Here is a 22,975-nt window from a genome sequence, read left to right as displayed (position 1 = left end):
TCAGGAATGAGAGGCAATTAAATCAGCAAAGTACCGCTTCAAATCATTGGTTGAAAGGTTATCAGGGCAACAGTCAAAATAAGCACTAATACGCCGACTGCACGGCTATAAGCATCGATGGCAGCAGGCCGCTTGCCTTGCAGCGTTAAATAGGTAAGATGTTGTTGATAAAGACAATCAAAGCGTTGTTGTTCTGATGTGTTCATAGTGATACTCCTAGATAGCTGCCAAGGTAGGCAGGGTCTAGTAAGTATTTATGATGGGGCTAAAGATGTGTTTTTATCTTTTCTTCCGCAGAGCGGCTTCGTTCAACAAGCAAATTAACAAGGACTTAAAACAGTTGACTGTTTTCGTACCTCGCTATTATAGCCAGTCATTTTTAGCCGCTTAGTGAGGTGTTAGCCCTTTAACAAATATTATACCTACGGATGGCTATAATGATAAAAACACTCACTCTCGTCTTCGCTTTACTATTTTTAATTACACCAAAACTTTCCTTTTCGGCCGAACTAAACACCGGAGAGCGGGTAAAAATACAATCAAGCGTTCTGAAGGAAGAGCGAGAAATTCAAATTCTGCTGCCCGAAAGTTACTCTAGTCATTCAGCTGCAACTTACCCCGTCATTTACCTTATAGACGGTGATTATACGTTTCATGGTATGTCCGGCATGTTGGATTTTTTAGCAAATAAAGCGCAATTAATTCCAGATGTGATTGTTGTGGCTATCGCCGATAAAGGCACTGAGATATATCGTCAGAACATGACACCCAAGGGGTTAACCGCACCCATTAAAAAAGAAGATGCTGGCAAAGCCGAGCTATTTTTAAGTTTTTTAACAAAAGAGGTTAAACCTTACATAAATAGCAATTACAGAGTGGCGGATAACGCCATTTTGGTGGGGCATTCTATGGGCGGGTTATTTGTGCTTAATGCACTATTTGAGGCACCCAATGCCTTTGAGCATTTTGTCTCTATGAGTCCATCGGTTTGGTTAAATGATTATGCCATTATGGCAAAGGCAAAAATCTTTATTGAAAAAGATGACCATAAACCAACTTCATTGTATTTATCATTAGGCGATGAAAATAGGCAGGGAGTCTATGGGGTTTTACAATTACTGGATGAAGCCGAACCTAAAAATACCCACTGGCAGTTTTCACAATATCCCAATGAAAATCATAATTCTGTCGGGCTAATTGCCTTGCGCGACACCTTAAAAGCCATATTTAAGGGATGGTATATTACGGATAAAGAATTATCGCAGTCAATGTCACCAGAGCAACTACTACAGCATTACAAAGCACTGTCTTTATCGCTAAACCTTAATCAATCCATACCAACGCCAAGCATTAAATCTGCCATCCGATATTTTTATCGCCAAGAAAAAGCCAGCGAAATCCCTGCGTTTATGGCTAAGATAAAAAAAGAACTGCCCGCATCAGAGCAAGGCTTTATTATTATGCAGTCGAGTTATGTTGGACATTATGATTCACCTGAGTCCGCTTTAAAAATATTACAACTATCTGAAGAGCGTTTTAATCACTCGGTAGAATATTTAAAAAGTATTGCTTCAACCTACGAGCAGTTGGACAATACCATTTTGGCCATTAACTATTATGAAAAAGCGTTGAAATTGGCCCAGCTATACAATAGTAATCAATGGCAAATAAATATTATTGAGGCTAAGTTGCTAAAAATAAGGGCTAAATAGAATTTAAAGCGGGACACCAAACAAAAATGGTTACTTGATGTAGCCATTTTTATGGGCGTTTCACTGTGGCTTTTTGCAGTCTAAAGGACTATGTTGAGAAAAATAGGGCTGCTCTAATGTATTGATATTATTTGGTTTATTTTTTACATTTGATGTGGGCACTGTTAACGCGCAATTTACGTTTTTTATTTGAGTGTAAGAATCATTAAATTGCTTTACTTCAAAGACATAGAAAATGTAAGGTTATGCTCATCAATAAATAAACGGGCGGCTTTATCAGTCGAGCCGTTCAGTAAGCTGTTACAAGGACCAATCTGTAGCTCGGTGCCTTCTGATAATGTTAACTATAAGGATATTTAAGTGATAATTGAAAAAGTTGAAGTTATCGGGTTCAGGAATTTTACTCAAGCTACTATTCGTTTTAACGAGAGTACTCTGGTTATAGGTTCAAATGATATCGGAAAAACTAACCTAATATATGCCATTAGAGTATTACTCGACAAATCTCTTTCAGAAAGAGATATTGAACCACAATCCACTGATTTTCATATATTTGAAGATGGAAGCCAATCCAAACAATATTCAATTACGATCTTTTTTAAAAACATTAATGAAGATGCAGCTCTATCTTCATTAAAAGATCATGTGAGTGATGCTGGCTGTTCCATTTTTAAATTCGTAGCAGACGACAGTTTTGATTATAAAATATATATCGGTAGCGACGAAGCAAACCTTGAAGAAATACCTAGTCGATATTACCTAAAATATATTAATTTAAGGTATGTAAAATCACGTCGTGATTTGAGAAAGTTCATAGATATTGAAAAGAAACAATTACTTAATTTATCTAAAGAAAGCCGTGACACTACAGAGTCTTCAAGCGATGATTTACAACTTAGTAAAATATCAAGGGGGCTTAATGTTATCAACGAAAGAGTCAGACGTTTAAATTATGTAAAAGAGTCAACATCTTTAGTGAATGATGAATTGAAAAAACTTTCACATTGTTATGATGACTATTCAGTACATCTAGATTCAGGGGCAATCAAAGTACATCAATTTATTGATAATTTAGAACTTGGTGCTTCTAGCGCTGGAGCGAAGCTAATGCTCGGTGGGGATGGGAGAGATAATCAAATTCTATTAGCATTATGGAAAGCAAAAAGTGAAAGAGAATTTGATCCTGTTCACGAAGTGACTTTCTATTGTGTAGAGGAACCGGAAGCGCATCTTCATCCACATCAACAGAGAAAGTTGGCTGATTATTTGATAAAAGAGTTGCCAGGTCAAACGATCATTACTAGTCATTCTCCTCAAATAGCTGCTAGATATAAACCCAATTCAATTGTACGTATTACAAGTAAATTTGGTAATAGCTATGCCGCAAATAATGGATGTTCTGATTGTATTAGTGATGCTTGGGATAATCTAGGCTACAGAATGAGCATTCTACCTGCCGAAGCGTTTTTTTCACATTGCGTTTTTCTGGTTGAAGGGCCTTCTGAGCAACTATTTTATCAAGAGCTTGCATATTCATCAGGAATTGATTTAGATTTTTTTAATATCTCTATTCTCTGTGTTGACGGGGTTCAATTTGATGTTTACGGGAAAATACTAGATGCTCTTGAAATACCTTGGGTAATGCGAACAGATAATGATGTATCTAAAGTTCCATATAAAGACTTTAAAAACTTAGCCGGAATTAATCGATGTTTAAATATTAAGGGACTACCCCCATATCCTCATCATACAATTCAAACGACACCGCAGAGCCTCGTTCAAAATGGAGTTTGGGCAAATGTTTCTAATATAATAAACCCTCTAGGATTATACCTTTCACAAGTCGATCTTGAACATGATATCGCTTTGGAATTACCTAAAGAATTATTAGAATATGCAAATGAAACTGATATATCAAAAGCAATAAGTTACCTGCAAGCACAAAAAGCAATTCGTATGCGAGAGTTTTTGGTTCTTCACAAAAATCAGTTGAAAAATATTAGTACAGGTTTATTAATTCAACCATTAATTCATGCAAAAAAAATCGCTGAAGGAGTGAAATGAAATGGTAGGTTTTGAGTTTACGCCAGATCAAAATGCAGCGATAGAATCAAAATCTAATATGGTTATCACTGCCTGCCCAGGAAGTGGTAAAACATCCGTTATCGTTGAGAAAATAAGACGAGAAGTTGCTGGCTTGCAAGCGTATAAAGGCGTTATAGGTATCACTTTTACTATTAAAGCTAGTAAAGAGTTAAAGCAACGATGTAAGCAAGGTGGCTTAGATACAAAATCAAGTTTTTTTGGGACAATAGATCACTTCTGTTTGTCTGAATTAATATTTCCTTTCATATCGAGATTATACGGAAAGTCAGATTATACCGTTGAGTGTAAATCGTATACCGAACTGGATGAAAGCCTAAAAATAGGATTGCCACCGTTAGATGATATTGGACATGAATTTAATACTGATGACTATATTACATATGAAAATAAATTTAAATTGTTACACGATAATGGAGTTGTTCTTCTAGAGTCAATTGGTGTTATTGCTGTACAAATAGTTACTGACTCTTTAGCTTGTAGGAATTATATACTTTCTAAGTATACGTCACTGTATATTGACGAATATCAAGATTCATCCCAACCACAACATGAGTTGTTTCTTAGCTTATTAGAACTTGGCTTGAAGGCAGTAGCGGTAGGGGATGTAAAGCAGTCTATTTATGCATGGCGAGGAAGTGACCCTCAGTATATTCAATCTCTAATTACAAAGCCTGAAATATTTGAGCATCATATAGTGAATGTTAATCATAGGTGCCATCCTTCAATTGTTAATTATGCAAATCGAATTTTTGACAGTAATTGTTTGTTATTGCCCACAAGTGATATTCGAGTTTACCAATGGGTATTAAATGGCACACAACATGATGTGGCAGAGTATTTGACTGAAAGTATCAATAAGTTACTTGCTGATAAAATTGTACAATCACTTTCAAATATAGCTATTTTAGTGCGGAATAATAATAGTCTTTCTCTCCTTGAAACTAAACTAGGAGTCCCAAATAGGATATTTGGCGAAAATCCATTGAGTCAAATTAATACTTCAAAAACTAAATTAATGAGCAGTCTTTTGGCTTATTATTTGGATCATAAGGTATTAATTAATGATGTTGTTGAGGTGGCCGAGCATTATTCTTCTTTTTCTCCATCAAGTTTGAAAGATTTGAGGGCTTCGGTTAAATCAATTTCTGATCTCGACAGTTCTACTATAAAAAATGCAATCTTAGAGTTGACTAACAAAATTTTGGATGAAAAGGTTATTGAGATTGAAGTGAATGCTTTAGAGCGAGTGCTATCGGATAAAAACATTTTGAAGCAATACATGCCTGAAAATAAAAATGAAGTTCAAATCATGACACTACATAAATCTAAAGGTCTAGAGTTTGATATAGTTTTTCATCTAGATCTTTACGACTGGATAATGCCCAAACGAGAATTCATAAGTGGTTGTTATGATGAGGTGTTTGCTAGTTGGGAGCAGGATCTGAATTTGCATTACGTAGGAATAACTCGTGCAAAAGAACATTGTATTCTTGTGAATAGTACAAATAGATTTAATCATGAGGGCGTTATAAAACAAGGGAAAAAATCACAATTCATGATGCTTGATGGTTTGACTGGGTTATATAAATAAATACTAATGTTAGTGCGTACTAAGGTACTTGCAACAAGGAATTTAAACGGAACTAAAACAGTTATTTAGGTTTCGCTGCGCTACACATTATAGCCAACAATTTTTGTCCGCTTAAGCGGGCGTAAATCTCAACTATAGTTAACATAAGGTGATTTCAGAGCGTTTAGCCTTTTTTGTCCATCAACAAGTTCGCTGATAGCTCGCGCACCATTTCTTACTTGCAGCAACTCACTTAACCGATAACTTTTAAATCAAACCTAGAAGTTATCGGTTTTACATATCACACAATTTCAATTCGACCAACGCCATATGTGGCGTAAAACACGCCATATATGGCGTGTTTTTACCCCTAAAAACCGCTACAGTTTATATAAGCTTGATACCACTGCGTAACTGGCTTTGCTTCCGCGCTTGCTCCTTTATGCGTTCTCTCTCGTTCTCTCTCGCTCTCTGTCTAGTTGCATCCTCGCCGTTGGGCTCCTGTATTGGAGCCCATTTTTTTTGCTCATATTGACCAGGTGCTGCATGAATATTAAAACAAGGCTTTTGGCGCTGGGGTTTACTGGTGCCATTCTTACTGGCGGTGTGTTAGTTGCCACGGGTGAGGGTGAAGTGTTGCGCACCTATGTTGACCCTGCCGGTATTGAAACGGCCTGCTTTGGCCAAACTGGCCACAATATTAAACTTGGCATGGTGTTCACTCACCAGCAGTGCTTAGACATGTTGGCAACCAGCCTTAAAACCTTTGACCGTGAATTGCTTAAACTCACGCCGCCATTAAGCGAGGGTGAGCACATTGCTTACTTAAGTTTTATTTACAACGTAGGGGCCGAGGCTTTTGGGGCTTCTACGCTGCGCAAAAAGTTGTGGGCTGGTGACCGCGTTGGCGCATGTAATGAGTTGCCAAGGTGGGTTTACGCCAAAAAGAAAAAGTTACCTGGTTTAATTAAACGCCGCTCAAATGAGCGGCGTTATTGTTTGAGGGACTTGTAATGTTCAACGATTTTAAAACCACAGTGCTGTTATGTGCAGTGCTGGTTATGGCGACGGTGATTGCCGTTGGGGCGTTAGGCATTACCTCACTAAAAGCGAAAAACAGCTCATTAAGCGATGACTTGTTGCAGTCGCAAGTTAGCGTGGATGCGTTACTGAGCAGCAACGACAACAAAGATGAACGGATTAAATTGCTTGAACGTGATTACCGTATTATCCCCAGCTAAACACCTCGCACCGCAAGCAACTGGCTGAGCTTGAATCGACGTTAGATCACAAACTAGCACGTGCTGATCAGCTAAGGACATCGCACCATGAGCCAACTAAAACATGGGTTAATACTGATTTGCCTAGTGATGCTGTGCAGCTGCTCAAGCAAACCGATTGTGAAAGTGGTGACACACACCAACACGGTTTATGTGTTACCGCCCGCTGATTGGCTTGAGCTTTGTGATAGCCCACATTTTAGCGGGTTCTCAAATCTGGATTTACTGAATTATTCCCTTACTCAAACCAACGCGCTAGCAATGTGTAATGTAAACATGCTGCGCTTACAACAATGGCGGCAGCAATATCAGCATGCCTCACTCTCTGGAGTCAATGGCGCTCTATTGGGGATCACCTTCTTAGTGCGCCAATACCAAAATCAATTAAGTGATGGCTGAATGTAACTAAAACGTATAGTCAAAGTTATAACGCATACCAACCATTATCTGGTCATTCGTTTCTTTGTATTCAAAATCTTTTTTCTGATATTCGATAAAGGTGCTGAATTTCGATGTTTTATGCCATTCTAGTGTCGTGTTATAGGCATTATAATTCTCAGAGGTAATATCACTACCACCGTCATCGTATTTAGCTATTCCGAGCTTAATTTTATAGGTTTCATTGATGAAGTAGCTTGCGACGATATCAAGAGTTGAACCATCGACAGTGTCTTTTTCTATATTTTGATAAGCAGCTGCTAGATAAAGGGAATCGAAGTTTTTGGCTAAGGTGATACCTACGGTATTTTCATCGGTACCGTCTTCTAACTCCTTGGTGTAAAACGCCGCGGCAATATAAATTAGTTCGGTTTTATAACGTAAACCAGTGTTAAAGAAATCACTTCCATCACTGCCTTTATTACCATCAAATTGGCCATCTGCCGAAAATAAGATATCGCCAAATTGTTTACGATAAGTCACAAGATTATTAAGTCGAAATGGACTTGCACTGTCATAGGCTATAGGCGTTCCTGAGCGATTAAAAATATCGACTGGATCGTAGATGATTTCTTGTGTGACAGCTTGCTTACCAATTGCAACTCGACCAAAAAAGCCCTCAAGCCCAACATAGGCTTTTCGTGCATCGCCAAAATCACCATCGTTTCTTATATCAACTTTAAACTCACCTTTGGCAAAGGCCGTTAAGCCACTTCCTAATTGGTGCTCCGTTGCAAAACCAATCCGTGAGTTTGCATCGCCAACATCCCATACATCGTCTGAATTAGTGTGCGTAAGACCGAAAGTAGGACGTAAAGATCCATAGAAATTAAACTGGGTATCAGATGGAGTCGATGGCTCACTGTCTTGTGTTTCTAGCGTAGCGAGCCGTTGTTGAATTTGCTTTAATTCAGCTCGTAATTCATCATTTGTCTCAGTGTCATTATTGGCTTGAACGGTGAAGATGGGTGCGGCAAAGCTCAGCATAATCATCGCTGATGCTAGTCTGGACTGTTTCATTTATGTTTCCTTACATAACAACTACTAGCGCTTTGCTAATGGATTTTGTTGCCGGTGAAACAGCACTGCTAGTAGTAAGGATGTGCACTCGTAAAGTGCTTGAGTCGAGGCCATCTAAAATACAGAGGCCTCGGATGTCTGCTGTAGGTCGAGTTGGCCTGTTAGCAAATTTGGTGCTGTGTTGCCTTTATCCATCCCGCTAAACTCGCGGGATGTTGATTAAAGGATTTTAGGACTACAGAATTGTCGAGGCCATTTTTCGGCGTAAGTAGGCAATTTGTTGCATATGTGGAAGGTCTTTAGGGCAATTATCTTGGCAGCCCAGCAACGTCATACAGCCAAATACACCATCTTGATTACCGATAACATGATAGAAATCATCCGCGCTGCGGTTGTCTCTGCTGTCCATTTCAAAACGGGCAATTTTCATCATGCCTACCGCACCCACAAAGGTGTCGCGCATTTGTTTAGTGGCACAGGCGGAAACGCAGACCCCACATTCGACGCAGCGTTCTAGCTCATATATTCGCGCGGCTTCTTCAGGTGCCATTGGGTTTTCGAGGCGGTGCATGTCTTGGTCGTCAGGTTTAGGGTGCAGCCATAGCTTTAATCGCTCGGCTAATTCACGCATAAATTTACCGGTATTTACCGATAAATCGCCAATCAGTTCAAAGCCTGGCAGAGGCATTAAGGTAATTTCACCATCAGGATAATTCGCCGTCAAAGTTCGACAGGCAAGGGTGGGGAAGCCATTAATTACCATGGCACAACTACCACATATACCTGCTCGGCAGACAAAGTCGAACTGTAACGAGGTATCTTGTTGTTCACGCAGTTGATTTAAGGCGATAAACACCGTCATACCAGGTGTTTCCGTTAATTGATAACGTTCCATCTTTGGCTTGTCTTGGCCATCTTGAGGATCGTAGCGGAAGATATTAAAGCTTATTTGACGGCTCATAATGGTTTATTTCCTACCGGTTGAGATGGCGTGATCGCTAAGGTGTCGCTAAGACGTTCGTTGGGTGGCAGCAGATGGCTAGGTAGCGTATACGGCATCAAGGCTTGCTGTAGCGTGTGCCTATCTGGGTCGTCGCCTAGCGCTGCGATCACTTTGTTTATTTCTATGATCCGTTTTTCAGTATCTGGATGGGCGATGGTATTGTCGTTACCGTAACCACGGTATCCCGGTGGTAACTCCATTTTCATCACATCTAGGGCTTCATAGCGTAATACTGGTGTTAATGACTCTGCATCTGGCCAGGTCGCTAGTGTACGATTTAGCCAATCTTTATCATTGCGTTGTGGATAATCTTCTCGCGAATGCGCGCCTCGGCTTTCGGTGCGAGCAGCGGCGCCACAGGCGACAGTTAAGGCTACTTTCAACATTCGGGTGACACGGAGTGCTTCAACCAATTCAGGGTTTGAATGGCGTTTTTTACACTTAAGCCCAAGATTTTTTGCGCGCAGTAGTAATGCTTTAAGCTCTTGAATTGCTTTGTCTAGCTCAGGACCGTTTCGGAAAATACCGACGTAGTTCATCATTATCCGCTGCATTTCTTTCTTTAATTCGAAGGGGTTTTCTTTACCGTTACCGTCGACTAAGTTATCAATTTCGTTTTGCAATTTATCGATAAATTTTTGGGTCAGAGCGGTATCAATTTCTAAGGAATTTTGTTCACAAAAATCGGCTACATATTTGCCGATAATCATGCCGCCAACAACGGTTTCAGCCACTGAATTACCCCCTAAACGGTTAAACCCATGCATATCCCAGCATGCCGCTTCTCCGACACTAAACAACCCTTTGAGTTGTGGGCTTTCACCAGTGGCATTGGTGCGAACGCCGCCCATAGAATAATGCTGAGTAGGTCTAACAGGGATCCATTCTTTACAAGGATCAATTCCTAGAAAGTATTCACAGATTTCTTTCACTTCGCGCAGATTGGTTTCAATATGCTCACGGCCTAGCAGGGTAATATCTAGCCAGAGATGCGGGCCATAAGGGCTGTCGACACCATTACCTTTACGCATATGTTCGGTCATACGGCGCGATACCACATCGCGGGAGGCGAGTTCTTTTTTCTCCGGCTCGTAGTCAGGCATAAAGCGATGACCGTCTTTATCGCGTAATATGCCGCCGTCACCTCGACAACCTTCAGTGGTGAGGATCCCGGCAGGAACGATAGCAGTGGGATGAAATTGTACTGCTTCCATATTACCTAAGGTCGCCACGCCAGTGTCTAGTGCTAATGCTTGGCCTATGCCTTCGCAGATAGTGGCATTAGTCGATATTTCATAAATTTTGCCATAACCCCCTGTGGCAATCGTGGTGGACTTTGCCACATAAGCGCGCAGTTCACCGGTCACTAAACAACGTGCGATTACCCCATGGCAACGTTTACCGTCATGGATCAATGACAAGGCTTCAATTCGTTCATGTACCGGAATACCCATAGATATTGCTTGGTTATCTACTGCATACAGTAATGAGTGACCTGTGCCATCAGCGGTATAGCAGGTGCGCCATTTTTTGGTGCCACCAAAATCGCGAGCATTGATAAGGCCATGAGCCTCCTCTGCTTCATGTAGGGTCACCTTTTGCGCATTCATAATTACATCGCGTGGACCTGCAGAAACTCTAGACCAAGGGACTCCCCAGTTGGTCAGTTCTCGAATAGCTTTGGGCGCGCAGTGGGCAAACATACGCGCCACATCTTGGTCACAACCCCAGTCAGAGCCTTTTACAGTATCTTGAAAATGTATGTCTTCGTTGTCACCCATGCCTTTTACTGTGTTACCAAGGCTTGCTTGCATGCCGCCTTGAGCTGCTGCGGAATGTGAACGCTTGGCAGGAATAAGCGATAATACCAGTGTATCTAGGCCGCGCTCTTTGGTGGCAATAGCGACTCTAAGGCCTGCTAGCCCGGCACCAATGACTAATGAGTCTGTATAAATAAGTTTCAAAATCAGCTCCTTACCTAATAATTTAGATAATATGTATGAATTTCTATTGCGCGCTCTGCGATAGAGGTAATACACCTATTCGTCAGAGGAGGATCCATGTGTTGAGGCTTAGCCTTGCTATATAGGGGTGGGTGCTCATTTTGTTATTTGCTCTGGCTGTTTGTTGCCAGGCAATCACACTTAGTGTCCCCTTAGCACGCCTATTACTTCGGAATAAACGGTTGAACGGGTACTGTCAGTTCACTGCCAATGGAGATGTAGGTGATGAGGCTTAATGAACCTAAACACAGTAAATAGATCATCAACACTTGGGCTATTGTGCGTATGAGAGAACGATTATTGCTCACTCCCCATTTTAAGATGACGCGGTATAATCCAATTAAGCCGTGTACTAATACGACGGGAAGGAATACCACATACAAGAGCCAGGCATGTCCGTTATAGACGCGGTCGGCTGAGAGGTGTGGACCAATTTCAGGATCTAAAATCATAGTGGCAAGGTGTGCTGATACTAAGAAAAATAATATAAAGCCTGTGATCATCTGCCAATACCAAGCGCGAGTGTCTTTATGCTTTATGTTGGACATAAAGCCACGCAGTGCACGCCACTGGCCTAGTTGTACCGGAAAGCGACGTAATGCTAGCGCCGCGTGAACGACGACGATAACTAAAATAAATACTGAAAAGATTTGTGTCACTAATGGCCAACCGTGACCAGTAGCGCTAAACATGCCACCTTCGAGCACTTGCACGAAGCGGTAAAAGGTTTCTTTGCCTAATAAAATGCTTGCCTCAAAATGCATGTGCACTAATAAGAAAGCGCCCAGTAAAACACCCGTCAAACTTTGTAAACAGTCGGCTCTAGCTGACCAGGCTTGTCCAAATGGCCCGCCATTGATAGCGGTTGGAACACGTGTTTTTTCTGACATTAATTCACCTCTTATAAGGTTTGTAATGATGAAAATGCGTAAGCATTACCCCAAAACAAAGTCTCTATATACAGATTAAAAGAACCGGGTTAATCCATTTTCTGCATTAGCCCTTCAATTACTTTGTTTAACATTGAGCTATATAATCATGCCGCCAAATAAGAACGCTAACGCGACGCTGGTGGCAATGGTCACCACACCTGGGATCAGGAATGGATGGTTAAATACCGCCTTACCAATTCGAGTCGAGCCGGTGTCATCCATCTCAACAGCTGCGAGTAGGGTTGGGTAGGTAGGTAATACAAACAGCGCGCTTACTGCGGCAAAAGAGGCAACGGCAGTCAAAGGACTTACACCAATGGCTAAGGCCGCTGGCATTAATGCTTTAGTAGTGGCCCCTTGTGAGTAAAGCAACATAGAAGCAAAGAATAGCGTGACTGACAATAACCAAGGCTGACTTTGGAGTAAGGTTCCGGCAAGGCCTTTGATTTCTTCAATATGATTCGCCACAAAAGTATCGCCCAACCACGCCACGCCTAATACACAGACACAAGCAGACATACCAGACTTAAACGTGGCAGCATTAGATATTTCACTGGCGTCTAATTTACAAAAAATCGTAATAGCTGCTGCTGCTGTTAGCATTATCACCATGATGGCTGAATCGCGAGGTAATACCGGATTAACAATTAATCCCACCTTGTCGGAAATCGCAGTGGCATAAATCATCACAGCCGCAATGGCCATCAAAAAAATCACTACGGAACGCTTAGCGCCGTCTTTAATGTTTATTTGGGTGGTACCGCGTTTTTTGATCAATCCTTTAGCTAAACGATCTTGGTAGATAGGATCTTCGCTCAGCGGTTTACCCATTAAATTGGCTACAACAGCACCGACCATACAGGCAAGAAAAGTAGAAGGGATACATACTGCTAAAAGTACTAAATAATCGACTCCTAAGGGTTCTAGAATGCCTGAAAAAAACACCACTGCCGCTGAAATAGGCGAGGCAGTAATGGCAACTTGAGATGCTACAACAGCGATAGATAAGGGACGAGATGGGCGTATACCTTGCTCTTTTGCCACTTCGGCAATAACAGGTAAGGTTGAGAATGCTGTGTGGCCTGTTCCTGCAAAGAGTGTCATAAAATAGGTGACCACAGGTGCTAGAAAGGTAATTTGCTTTGGATGTTTACGTAATAACTTTTCTGCTAGTGAGACTAGGTAGTCCATCCCACCCGATACTTGCATAGCCGCAATTGCGGTGATTACCGACATAATAATTAATATTACGTCAATTGGAATTGTACCTGGTGTTAGTCCAAGCCCTGCTGTCAGTATCAATACTCCGACGCCGCCAGCGAAGCCGATCCCCATGCTACCCATTCTTGCACCTAGGTAGATTGCGCCAAGTACGATAATTATCTCTAATATAATCATGGTGTTAACTCTATTTGTTTTTTGATTGCTATAGCCTGATAAATGTCACTTATATAGGCTTATTATTGGATAATTGAGTTATGGTTGGGAGCGTTATCTCCCAACCATACTGAGTTACACTTTGGCTTTACTGGTATTTCGTTTACCCTGATATTTAGGATGCATTAGGTTTTCAACTGAGAGGATCTCATCGAGTTCTTCAACGGTTAATAAGCCACGCTCAAGTACCACTTCGCGGACATTTTTACCCGTTTGGGCACAAATTTTGCCGATAATATCACCTTCATGGTGGCCGATGAACGGATTAAGGTAGGTCACAATACCAATAGAATTTAATACATGATTCATGCAGACTTCAGGATTAGCAGTGATCCCTTCAACACATTTCTCGCGCAGTGCAATACAGGCATTTCCCATAAGGCTTAGCGACTCAAACATGGCCTGGCCAATGACAGGTTCCATCACGTTTAGTTGTAACTGTCCTGCTTCGGCAGCCATAGTGATAGCGATATCGTTACCAACAATCTTAAAGGCGACCTGATTAACCACCTCAGGAATAACAGGGTTAACTTTGGCAGGCATGATAGATGAACCCGCTTGTAGCTGAGGTAAATTGATCTCATTAAAACCAGTGCGAGGGCCCGATGAAAGTAAGCGTAAATCGTTACAGATTTTGGATATTTTAATGGCCATACGCTTAACGGCACTGTGCAACATAACGTAGGCGCCACAATCTGATGTGGCTTCAATCAAATCTTCTGCTGGGACATATTCACGTCCCGTAATTTCAGCCAGATGTTTAATTGCTAATGAGGAATAACCTATTGGGGTATTCAAACCAGTACCAATAGCCGTTGCGCCTAAATTCACTTCAAGTAATAATTCTTGGCAACGTTTAATCGATTTAATTTCTTCGCGCAGTGTTACAGCAAAGGCGTGAAACTCTTGGCCTAATGTCATAGGCACAGCGTCTTGTAACTGAGTGCGGCCCATTTTTAACACTGTGTTAAATTCAGCTGCTTTAGTATCAAAGGCGCTGATGAGATCCGTTAATGCTTCTAACAGTGTGTCAGTGCTATTGATTAACGCAATTCTAAAGCCGGTAGGATACGCATCGTTGGTGGATTGGCATTTATTGACATGGTCATTAGGATTGATAACATCATAACGGCCTTTTTCTAGGCCCATAAGTTCCAATGCAACGTTAGCCAATACCTCATTGGTATTCATGTTTACCGAAGTACCTGCACCACCCTGGTAAACATCGACCGGGAACTGGTCAACAAATTGCCCAGTCGTGAGGATTAAATCGCAGGCTTCAATAATTTTATCGGCGATTTCGGGAGTAATCGCACCCAACTCACTATTGGCCATCGCGGCCGCTTTTTTGGTTAACATCATGCCACGTACTAATTCAGGTACATCGGAAATTTTTTGATTACTTAATTTAAAGTTTTCCATTGCACGTAGAGTATGTATACCGTAATAGAATTCATTAGACACTTCTTTAGTACCCAATAAATCTTCTTCGATCCGTACGTCATTAATTTTTTTCATTTCGATCCTATTACATCCTGTTAATAGTGAGATATATTTTCGACTTCGAGCTGCGGCATGTGTATATGTTCTTAAGTTACACATCAAAATAACTCTTCGAAAATATGAAGGAGAATCGTCTCCTTGACTATTGAATTAGATATTACCTCTTTAGTAGTATTTTGATATAGATGAAGATCACTTAATTACTTGGAATTAAATATTTGTTTTAGTTATTAGATAAACATCTCAACTGAATGAAATAGTGTGAGCTATTACTTTTTGATATAAATTAGATGCGGAGTTGTTATGTTAATACTAAAATGTAACATGGTTGTGTAAAAATATTTTAAGTTAAAGTTTTTTATTTAAAAACCATCTATAAAAAGATATTTATACAAGTTGTTTATACAAGTTAGCTATACAGATTATTTGTAGCGGGTTATTTATTGCTTATTTGATTAAACAATAAATTAGTTAATCGATATTTAAATGTAAAGACATATTGTTGTACTTCAATGTGGTTATTTCGTTTTAGTGATAATTATCACGGTGAGACTTAAATAATAGTGCACACTGTGGAGCGTTTATTATAAATAAAAGGATGTAAACATGAATTTCTCTATACGTAAGCTCTTGCTGTCGGTCACATTAGGCTTATTTCTATCCTCCGCAGTGCAAGCGCTGCCACAGGTACGAATTATAGCTACCGGTGGAACGATTGCAGGAGTGGGGCAATCGGCTACTGAGTCAAATTATCAGGCTGGTGAAGTAGGAGTAAATAGCTTAATAGCAGCGGTGCCAGAGATAAAACAGCTTGCCGATATTCAAGGTGAGCAACTGGTTAAAATCGGTTCGCAAGACATGAACGATAAAGTTTGGTTAGCTTTAGCCAAGCGAATTAATATTTTATTGGCCGATAAAAATGTTGATGGGATAGTGATTACCCATGGCACCGATACCTTAGAAGAAACCGCCTATTTTTTAAATTTAACTATTAAGAGTGATAAACCCGTAGTTATCGTTGGCGCAATGCGTCCATCAACGGCGATGAGTGCTGATGGTCCTATGAACCTATATAATGCAGTCGCCATTGCCGCGAACCTTGAATCTAAAGGTCGAGGTGTTTTAGTGGTGATGAACGATACAGTACTTAATGCTCGCGATGTGACTAAAACTAATACTACTGGAGTGCATACCTTTGCGGCGCCTAATTTTGGCCCACTTGGTATTATTCATAATAGTAAGGTTGAATATATGGGCAAAACGGAACGTCAGCATACAACTCAAACGCCTTTTGATGTCAGTAAACTCGACAAATTACCACAGGTAGGTATCGTTTATAACTATGCTAATGCCAGTGATTTGCCTGCCAAAGCGATAGTTGAGGCAGGATTTGATGGCATTGTTAGTGCCGGTGTCGGTAACGGTAATATTTATCACTCTATATTCGACACGTTAGCTAATGCTAGTAAAAAAGGTATATTGGTTGTTCGCTCTAGCCGTGTGCCTACAGGGGCAACTACGCTTGATGCCGAAATAGATGATGCCAAATATGGCTTTATTGCTGCAGGTAATCTTAACCCACAAAAAGCCCGTATTTTGTTGATGTTATCATTAACTCAAAGTAAAGATCCTCAACAGATCCAGCGTTGGTTTCAGCAATTTTAGGTGCTAACTAAGATAAAAACACGATAATTTTTTGAAGCCAGTAGCCACTCCCTACTGGCTTTTTTATGTACCTTATTCCAGTTCTTAATCACAGTAGACATATTGGTGTCCAATAAATAATGGTAACACCCGTACTCTTAAAGTCGGTTTAGATAGTCTAGTTGTAGCGTCTATCTTTCTAATATACATCACATTAGACTCACTGTTGTAGAGCTGACTCTTCTACACAAATCTGAAGCAAAATGAACTTTGTGACAAATCGATGATCAGATCTGGTAACTCAATCAACTTGCAGATTAATGATGTCAATTTTCAACCCAGAGCAATGGTCATACAATCACTTTAAAAACGGTTCATTTGGTGACTCGCGTCGCACTGACCGTGTCATCGAAGTTGCTGCCGACATGGCGCGTTGTAGCGGTAAGTCAATCGCTTTATCATGTCGAGGTAATGAAGCTAAAGTTGAAGGGGCTTATCGATTGATCCGTAATGACAACATTTCTCCAGAAGTGATTAGAGCTTCTGGTTTTCAACATACTGCAGAGCTTGCCCAGCCCTATGCTGAGATATTAGCCATTGATGACACCACTGCGTTGAGTTACAAACACCAAGTAGCACAAGAGCTTGGCAAACTGGGGACGACGACAGATAAATCACGTGGTTGGTGGGTTCATTCAACCCTGCTATTAGACAGCTTCACGACTCAGACTATCGGGCTTATTCATCAAGAATACTGGCTTCGTCCTAATAACCCTGAAGATGCTGACGAAAAAGAAAGTGGTAAGTGGTCAGAAGCGTCCTATTTCTGCCGTCAACGCTTGGGAGACATCATGTCACGGGTCATTTCAGTGTGTGACAGAGAAGCAGATATATTGAGTTATATTCAAGATAAGCAGAAGCATAATGAACGTTTCGTTGTTCGAGCGAAACATTCTAGAACGCTGATAGAGACTGACGCTACGTTATTTGAACATCTTGAATCACAAGCCGAACTGGGTGAATACACTATCGATATCGCCCAGAAAGGGACAAAAAATAGTAAAGGGAAGCCTGTAAACCGCGTGGCAAGAAAAGCCAAGCTAACAATTAAAGTGGCACAGGTTACGTTCAAAACGAAAGGTGAGACTCAGCCAGTAAACGTGGTGTACGCTCAAGAAAAAACATCAAAAAGCGTTACTGAGCCGTTGCGCTGGGTGCTATTAACAACAGAGCCAATCGATACGTTAATTCAAGCACTTCATATTATTGATATTTACACAGCAAGATGGCGAATTGAAGATTTTCATAAAGCATGGAAAACGGGTGCAGGAGCTGAGCGCCAAAGAATGACAGAGCCTAAGAATTTAGAAAGAGCGGTTTCAATCTTAGCGTTTATCGGCGTCCGTTTACTGCAACTCAGAGAAGCCATCACCCTCCCTTATTATTTACGTAAAAAAGGGCTGCTTGAGGAGGCCAAAGCAGTGGAGGCTCAACGCTGTGACACGGTGCTCGAAGAAGATGAATGGAAGGTGCTAATGTGGTTTAATAAGCCTAGAGGGCATAAAGGTAAAGGAGCGCCGAGTCTGAAGTGGGCGTATCAATCAATCGCAAAGCTGGGTGGTTTCACCGATACCAAACGAACAGGGATCGCAAGCTGGACGGCGGTTTGGGAAGGTTGGAGTACATTACAGTCTCATGTTGTAGGCTACCGAGTCGCGAAAGAAATGATTGCTGATGGCGAGAGCTTATGAGATCTGATCAAGAGACAGGTTGTAGAGTATAGCTGTAGCGAAGCAGTCTCAATATTCAATAACCTAATTCGTACATCTTGATTAAAGCTATTGATAACTATTTTATTAGAACGAACAACCATAAAACCTTTACAAATTAGACCTAAACCTAAGCATCAATATCAATTTAAAAATTATTAAGCTAAATAGTATAAGCTATTAAAGTGCCCTGGGAATATACAGCTAATCAGCGATTATCTACATATACTTGTATTCATTATACTCATTGGGTGGGAAGGCGAGAATGTGATTGGTGAGTTTTTCGTGGAGCGTATAGTGAGGAAAATAGAAAATTGGCTTTAACTAAGTGCAAATCCAAACTCATTTTTTGAGTTGGATAAGTCTTTAGCGTTACATATAACATGAAATATCAGTTGGCGAGTTAGGTTTTAGCGTTAGAGGTTAAGCGCGTTAATCAAGGAGTAATTTTAAAGATGAGCAGGCTACATCTCATCTTTAAAAATAATAAAGCAACCACTCTCAATAATCTTAGAGGCTATAATTATTTAGATACGGTTAAATTAACTTAGTTCGTTATAGATTAATAGTATTGTATATTTATAAAATATTAAATTAATGTGAGAGACTATTGAATGTTCGACGTTAGTTTTTTAATTAAAATATATTGCTATAACGTTATTAATAATAAATATTGTCGCTAAATTTTTAATATCAGCAGATAACTTTGATTGCTAAGCCACCTAGAGAGGTTTCTCGGTATTTAGCGTTCATATCCTTACCTGTTTCCAGCATTGTTTCGATGACTTTATCAAGAGAAACCAAAGGATCCGAAGAACGACGCAGTGCCATACGAGCAGCGTTAATCGCTTTTACTGCGTTAATGCCATTACGCTCAATGCAAGGTATTTGCACTCGTCCAGATACGGGATCGCACGTTAGTCCCAAGTTGTGCTCCATACCAATTTCTGCAGCGATACATACTTGTGCAGGGCTACCACCCAGTAATTCAACAAGCCCTGCAGCAGCCATTGAGCACGCAACTCCAACTTCACCTTGGCAACCCACTTCCGCGCCTGAAATGGAAGCATTCAGTTTAAACAACCCGCCAATAGCACCAGATGCAGCAAGGAAACGCATATAGTCTTTTTCGGTAATTCTATGAATAAACTTGTCGTAATAGGCAAGTACTGCAGGGACAATACCGCAAGCCCCATTGGTAGGTGCAGTGACAACTCTGCCTCCAGATGCATTTTCTTCGCTTACCGCAAAAGCAAACATATTAACCCAATCAATAACAGCCATAGGGTCATTAGATGTAGATTCAGAAGCAACAAGTTGTTGGCAAAGCGCAGCGGCACGACGAGGTATGCGCATTGGTCCGGGTAACACCCCCTGAGTATTCATACCGCGTTCCATGGATTCACGCATTGTTTTCCAGATATGAGTAAACTGAGCTTGAATATTACCGCCTGGGCGCAGCGATTTTTCATTTTCTAACACTAAAGAACTGATCGATAATCCTTCAGCTTTACAATGTTTAATTAATTCTTCTGCTGTAGAATATTCGTAAGGTACTTTTACCAACAGCTGCTCTTGTTTGCCGAAATTTTCTTCATCAACAATGAATCCGCCTCCGATAGAATAGTAAGTTTTGGAGAGTATTTTCTCGTTGTCTATCCATGCATGGATCTGCATACCATTTTCGTGCAGTTCTAAATTTGTATCATGGAAATGAATGCTTTTATTGTGAGGAAAAGACACCGTATGGCAGTGCATGCCTACAGGGAGCCGTTCACTTTCTTCCAGTCGGGTAATAAAGCTAGAGATCGTTTCAATATCGATGTCTTCCGGCATATTTCCCGCTAGCCCCATAATAATGGCTATATCTGTGTTGTGACCCTTTCCTGTTAGTGACAATGAGCCATATAAATCGACTGTGATTCTGGTGATATCTCGAAGTATACTTTTTGAGCGCAGCTCATCAATAAACACTTTACCTGCTTTCATTGGGCCGCCGGTATGCGAGCTGGATGGCCCAATACCCACTTTATAAATATCAAAAACACTAATCATATAAATTCCTTCACAAGAGAGCCTCTACACTAAGAGGCTTAATGTCATCGTTTATGAATGGGTAAAGCCGTTAAAATATGTCGTAAAGAACAGAGCTAATAGCTGCGAGACCACATATAACTGTAAATATTTGAACCGGAAGTGTTGTTTTATACTTAGCCATGGCAGGTACTTTATGCATAGCAAAAACTGGCATCAGGAACAAAATCGCAGCAATCATAGGAGCACCTACAGCCTCTATCATGCCTAAAATACTTGGATTGACGATAGCGACCACCCATGTAGATAGCACAATGAAAACAAGTGATACTTTTTCAATTATTTTTACTGAAGCGGTTGTCCGACATTTAATCACTCCAACCAAACCTTCGTGCGCACCAAGGAAGTGGCCAAAATAACTGGAGGTAATAGCGGTAAAGGCCACAATAGGACCCATAAGAGAAATCATTGGAGATTCATGTTCATTGGCCAGATAAGACAGAATAGAAATATTTTGTTCTTTAGCTAATAGCAGCTGTTCTGGTGATAACGATAGCACCACTGAAAAGACAAAGAACATAACAAATCCCATTAACATTAACGCCGCACCCCCCGTAATAGCGTCAGTTTTTGCTACAGCATTATCACCATACTTTCTACGCTGTTCTTTGGTGAATTGACTGATGATAGGACTATGATTAAACGAAAAAACAATGAGTGGAATTGATAACCAAATAATTGATGGCATAGACGACCACTCTGGTGATACTGCCATCATCGAAGTATTCCAGTCTGGGATAAGATAAATCGATAGCGCTAACAAGAGAAACACTAAGGGATAAACCAGAATAGAAGTGACTTTCAACATCAGTTCTCTGCCAAAGATTACGCCACCCGTCATTGTCAGAATTAATCCGCCAGATAATAGCCAGCGTGGAATTGATTCTATACCCATCTGGTTGACCATGAAGGAATCTACGGTATTAGTAATTCCCACTCCGTAGATAAGCACGATAGGGAAAATGGCAAAGAAATAAGCAAAAGAAATCAGGTTAGCGCCTGTTTTACCAAAGTGCTCCTCTACGGTGTCGGTGATATTTGATTCAGGTTTAGTTGAAGATAGTACAAATCGGGCTAAAGATTTATGGGCAAACCATGTCATAGGTGCTGCAATTAAAGCTAAAATAACGAGAGGCCAAAACCCCCCAGCTCCAGCTTTAATCGGCAGAAAAAGGACTCCAGCTCCTACTGCTGTGCCAAAAAGAGATAAGCACCAGGTAAAATCTTGATAGTTAAATTGACTCTTATCAGCCGGTAACAAAGAGCTATTCGTTAATGTTGTTGAGTTCATATTTATATACTCACTATACTGCAACTAATTAATTCGACATAAGTTCTGTCTCAGCTTTACTCATGGGACAGAATCATATGAACTTTCGGTCGGTATAACCTTATGGTGTTTCGTGCAAAAACAGGCTCTGAAGTTATGATCTTTACAGGTCAGCTCAGTGCATTATTTCTGATTTTTTGACTGTTTTTTACTAGGTTCTAAACTCGCGAATGTATTTATAAATAGCATGACGAGTTATTCCGAGCCTCTCTGAAACTACGTTTGTGGCTTCTTTTAGTTCAAATATGCCATTTTCAAATAACAGCTTGGTTATGGCTTTATTCTTGCTTTTCAAGTTGACAGCCTCGTCGCTTTCAACTTTTAAAATGGCATTTTCAAGCGTTTTCTCAATTAACTCACTCGGAGATGAACTGAAGTTCTCATGAGCACCAATGGATGTGTCTATCGTGTCAGGCATTAGCGTTTTAATGATCTCGGCAAATGGGTAGGATAAGTTGGCATTGATGCAGAATAATCCTATTGGTTTTCCATTTTCTCCAGCTAGCACACATGTAGTCGATTTCAATAAAGATCCGTCTTTGATTCTGGTGAAATAACTTTTTGGTGTCGCATCCCCCGTTTTCTCAAAAGTGCTCAGCATCTTTAAACCCATGTCGGTAATAGGTGAGCCTACCTTTCGGCCAGTATGATGCCCATTCACAATTTTCACGACAGAATGCTCTAAGCTTTCGAATGAATGGACCACGACTTCACTATGAGGCCCGATAAACTCAGCTATGGTTTCTGCCAATCGAAAATTGGACTCCATAAATTCCTTGTCTTTATCTGTAAACACAATATTGAATGATTTGTATGTATGCATCTTCATGTAAACACCACTAAAGTTAACTAAAATAGAGCTTAATTGGCTATTTCTAAGCGTTAAATTCAACTCATCGATCGACTTGATGGAAGCCATAAGACAATAACGACCAAATTGAGTCAATAGAATAGTTACATATAGTTAATACTTGTGATCTTAATTGCTATTTTAAGCCTAAAAAAGTCAATATAAGTTACATATAGTTAACTTTAAAGCGTGTAAATATAAAGTGATTGTATTTAGAAGAATGGCAGATTAAAGTCAAAAAAACTTAACTGACCTCAGATCTGTTAGCGCTGACCCAATCATTA

Annotated in this window: 18 protein-coding genes; 8 read left to right on the top strand and 10 right to left on the bottom strand. The window is 40.5% G+C overall.

The genetic code is table 11. The features are described 5' to 3' along the window. Positions 1-38 precede the first annotated feature (38 nt). On the bottom strand, positions 39-206 hold the full coding sequence (locus EGC82_RS18005; protein WP_244212486.1) for a hypothetical protein: 168 nt from the start codon (positions 204-206) through the stop codon (positions 39-41). A 231-nt stretch (positions 207-437) separates the two neighbouring features. Between EGC82_RS18005 and EGC82_RS18000 the strand changes: the two genes are divergently transcribed. The 6 genes from EGC82_RS18000 to lysC all read left to right on the top strand — a co-directional run bounded on the left by EGC82_RS18000 (position 438) and on the right by lysC (position 7,067). Further along, positions 438-1,712, top strand: coding sequence for an alpha/beta hydrolase (locus EGC82_RS18000; protein ID WP_244212485.1), 1,275 nt, complete (start codon positions 438-440; stop codon positions 1,710-1,712). Positions 1,713-2,072: 360 nt separating this feature from the next. Beyond that, complete coding sequence (locus EGC82_RS17995) at positions 2,073-3,776, top strand: ATP-dependent nuclease (RefSeq protein ID WP_124731971.1); 1,704 nt, start codon at positions 2,073-2,075, stop codon at positions 3,774-3,776. A gap of 1 nt (position 3,777) precedes the next feature. Then, positions 3,778-5,409, top strand: coding sequence for a UvrD-helicase domain-containing protein (locus EGC82_RS17990; RefSeq protein WP_124731970.1), 1,632 nt, complete (start codon positions 3,778-3,780; stop codon positions 5,407-5,409). Positions 5,410-5,934: 525 nt separating this feature from the next. Beyond that, a complete protein-coding gene (locus EGC82_RS17985) occupies positions 5,935-6,402 on the top strand; it encodes a lysozyme (protein ID WP_124731969.1) in 468 nt (155 codons plus the stop codon). Next, the gene (locus EGC82_RS17980) at positions 6,402-6,629 is read left to right on the top strand and encodes a hypothetical protein (RefSeq protein ID WP_124731968.1); all 228 of its coding nucleotides are present in this window, start codon (positions 6,402-6,404) and stop codon (positions 6,627-6,629) included. Before EGC82_RS17985 ends, EGC82_RS17980 begins: the two co-directional genes overlap by 1 nt. A gap of 87 nt (positions 6,630-6,716) precedes the next feature. After that, positions 6,717-7,067, top strand: a complete 351-nt coding sequence (gene lysC / locus EGC82_RS17975) for an Rz1-like lysis system protein LysC (RefSeq protein ID WP_124731967.1) — start codon at positions 6,717-6,719, stop codon at positions 7,065-7,067. Between the two features lie 6 nt (positions 7,068-7,073). Here the strand turns inward: lysC and EGC82_RS17970 are convergent, their stop codons facing one another. The 6 genes from EGC82_RS17970 to aspA form a co-directional block, all read right to left on the bottom strand. Then, positions 7,074-8,126: a porin gene (locus EGC82_RS17970; protein WP_124731966.1), complete on the bottom strand. Its 1,053-nt coding sequence runs from the start codon at positions 8,124-8,126 to the stop codon at positions 7,074-7,076. Between the two features lie 235 nt (positions 8,127-8,361). Then, positions 8,362-9,087 (bottom strand): fumarate reductase iron-sulfur subunit, encoded by a 726-nt coding sequence (locus tag EGC82_RS17965; RefSeq protein ID WP_124731965.1) that lies wholly within the window; start codon positions 9,085-9,087, stop codon positions 8,362-8,364. Then, the gene (locus EGC82_RS17960; RefSeq protein ID WP_124731964.1) at positions 9,084-11,093 is read right to left on the bottom strand and encodes a fumarate reductase flavoprotein subunit; all 2,010 of its coding nucleotides are present in this window, start codon (positions 11,091-11,093) and stop codon (positions 9,084-9,086) included. Before EGC82_RS17960 ends, EGC82_RS17965 begins: the two co-directional genes overlap by 4 nt. A 203-nt stretch (positions 11,094-11,296) precedes the next feature. Then, on the bottom strand, positions 11,297-12,022 hold the full coding sequence (locus tag EGC82_RS17955; protein ID WP_124731963.1) for a fumarate reductase cytochrome b subunit: 726 nt from the start codon (positions 12,020-12,022) through the stop codon (positions 11,297-11,299). Positions 12,023-12,160: 138 nt separating this feature from the next. Further along, entirely contained in the window at positions 12,161-13,462 is a 1,302-nt protein-coding gene (locus tag EGC82_RS17950; protein WP_124731962.1) for an anaerobic C4-dicarboxylate transporter, read from the bottom strand. A 114-nt stretch (positions 13,463-13,576) separates the two neighbouring features. After that, positions 13,577-15,019 carry an aspartate ammonia-lyase gene (gene aspA, locus EGC82_RS17945; protein ID WP_124731961.1) on the bottom strand — a complete coding sequence of 481 codons (1,443 nt, stop codon included), beginning with the start codon at positions 15,017-15,019 and terminating at the stop codon, positions 13,577-13,579. 591 nt (positions 15,020-15,610) lie between these two features. On the opposite strand from aspA, the gene ansB reads away from it, so the two are divergent. Then, a complete protein-coding gene (gene ansB / locus EGC82_RS17940; RefSeq protein WP_124731960.1) occupies positions 15,611-16,669 on the top strand; it encodes an L-asparaginase 2 in 1,059 nt (352 codons plus the stop codon). A gap of 299 nt (positions 16,670-16,968) precedes the next feature. Beyond that, positions 16,969-18,399 (top strand): IS4 family transposase, encoded by a 1,431-nt coding sequence (locus EGC82_RS17935; protein ID WP_124730358.1) that lies wholly within the window; start codon positions 16,969-16,971, stop codon positions 18,397-18,399. Between the two features lie 711 nt (positions 18,400-19,110). On the opposite strand, the gene EGC82_RS17930 is transcribed toward EGC82_RS17935, so the two are convergent. From EGC82_RS17930 to EGC82_RS17920, 3 genes are all read right to left on the bottom strand, one after another. Beyond that, positions 19,111-20,472 carry an L-serine ammonia-lyase gene (locus tag EGC82_RS17930; protein ID WP_124731959.1) on the bottom strand — a complete coding sequence of 454 codons (1,362 nt, stop codon included), beginning with the start codon at positions 20,470-20,472 and terminating at the stop codon, positions 19,111-19,113. A 70-nt stretch (positions 20,473-20,542) separates the two neighbouring features. After that, complete coding sequence (locus tag EGC82_RS17925; RefSeq protein ID WP_124731958.1) at positions 20,543-21,802, bottom strand: aromatic amino acid transport family protein; 1,260 nt, start codon at positions 21,800-21,802, stop codon at positions 20,543-20,545. Positions 21,803-21,992: 190 nt separating this feature from the next. Next, entirely contained in the window at positions 21,993-22,670 is a 678-nt protein-coding gene (locus tag EGC82_RS17920; RefSeq protein ID WP_124731957.1) for a helix-turn-helix transcriptional regulator, read from the bottom strand. Between the last annotated feature and the right edge of the window lie 305 nt (positions 22,671-22,975).

Source organism: Shewanella livingstonensis, assembly GCF_003855395.1.
Taxonomy (GTDB): Bacteria; Pseudomonadota; Gammaproteobacteria; order Enterobacterales; family Shewanellaceae; genus Shewanella; species Shewanella livingstonensis.
This window is presented reverse-complemented; position numbering and strand designations above follow the sequence as displayed.

What these genes read in the sequence shown, in the direction of transcription:
- EGC82_RS18000 (WP_244212485.1), top strand. Translation starts at nt 438, where the DNA reads ATGATAAAAACACTCACTCTCGTCTTCGCTTTACTATTTTTAATTACA.
- EGC82_RS17980 (WP_124731968.1), top strand. Translation starts at nt 6,402, where the DNA reads ATGTTCAACGATTTTAAAACCACAGTGCTGTTATGTGCAGTGCTGGTT.
- EGC82_RS17950 (WP_124731962.1), bottom strand. Translation starts at nt 13,462, where the DNA reads ATGATTATATTAGAGATAATTATCGTACTTGGCGCAATCTACCTAGGT.
- EGC82_RS17920 (WP_124731957.1), bottom strand. Translation starts at nt 22,670, where the DNA reads ATGAAGATGCATACATACAAATCATTCAATATTGTGTTTACAGATAAA.
- EGC82_RS17925 (WP_124731958.1), bottom strand. Translation starts at nt 21,802, where the DNA reads ATGAACTCAACAACATTAACGAATAGCTCTTTGTTACCGGCTGATAAG.
- aspA (WP_124731961.1), bottom strand. Translation starts at nt 15,019, where the DNA reads ATGAAAAAAATTAATGACGTACGGATCGAAGAAGATTTATTGGGTACT.
- lysC (WP_124731967.1), top strand. Translation starts at nt 6,717, where the DNA reads ATGAGCCAACTAAAACATGGGTTAATACTGATTTGCCTAGTGATGCTG.
- EGC82_RS17970 (WP_124731966.1), bottom strand. Translation starts at nt 8,126, where the DNA reads ATGAAACAGTCCAGACTAGCATCAGCGATGATTATGCTGAGCTTTGCC.
- ansB (WP_124731960.1), top strand. Translation starts at nt 15,611, where the DNA reads ATGAATTTCTCTATACGTAAGCTCTTGCTGTCGGTCACATTAGGCTTA.
- EGC82_RS17965 (WP_124731965.1), bottom strand. Translation starts at nt 9,087, where the DNA reads ATGAGCCGTCAAATAAGCTTTAATATCTTCCGCTACGATCCTCAAGAT.
- EGC82_RS18005 (WP_244212486.1), bottom strand. Translation starts at nt 206, where the DNA reads ATGAACACATCAGAACAACAACGCTTTGATTGTCTTTATCAACAACAT.
- EGC82_RS17985 (WP_124731969.1), top strand. Translation starts at nt 5,935, where the DNA reads ATGAATATTAAAACAAGGCTTTTGGCGCTGGGGTTTACTGGTGCCATT.
- EGC82_RS17955 (WP_124731963.1), bottom strand. Translation starts at nt 12,022, where the DNA reads ATGTCAGAAAAAACACGTGTTCCAACCGCTATCAATGGCGGGCCATTT.
- EGC82_RS17990 (WP_124731970.1), top strand. Translation starts at nt 3,778, where the DNA reads ATGGTAGGTTTTGAGTTTACGCCAGATCAAAATGCAGCGATAGAATCA.
- EGC82_RS17935 (WP_124730358.1), top strand. Translation starts at nt 16,969, where the DNA reads ATGATGTCAATTTTCAACCCAGAGCAATGGTCATACAATCACTTTAAA.
- EGC82_RS17930 (WP_124731959.1), bottom strand. Translation starts at nt 20,472, where the DNA reads ATGATTAGTGTTTTTGATATTTATAAAGTGGGTATTGGGCCATCCAGC.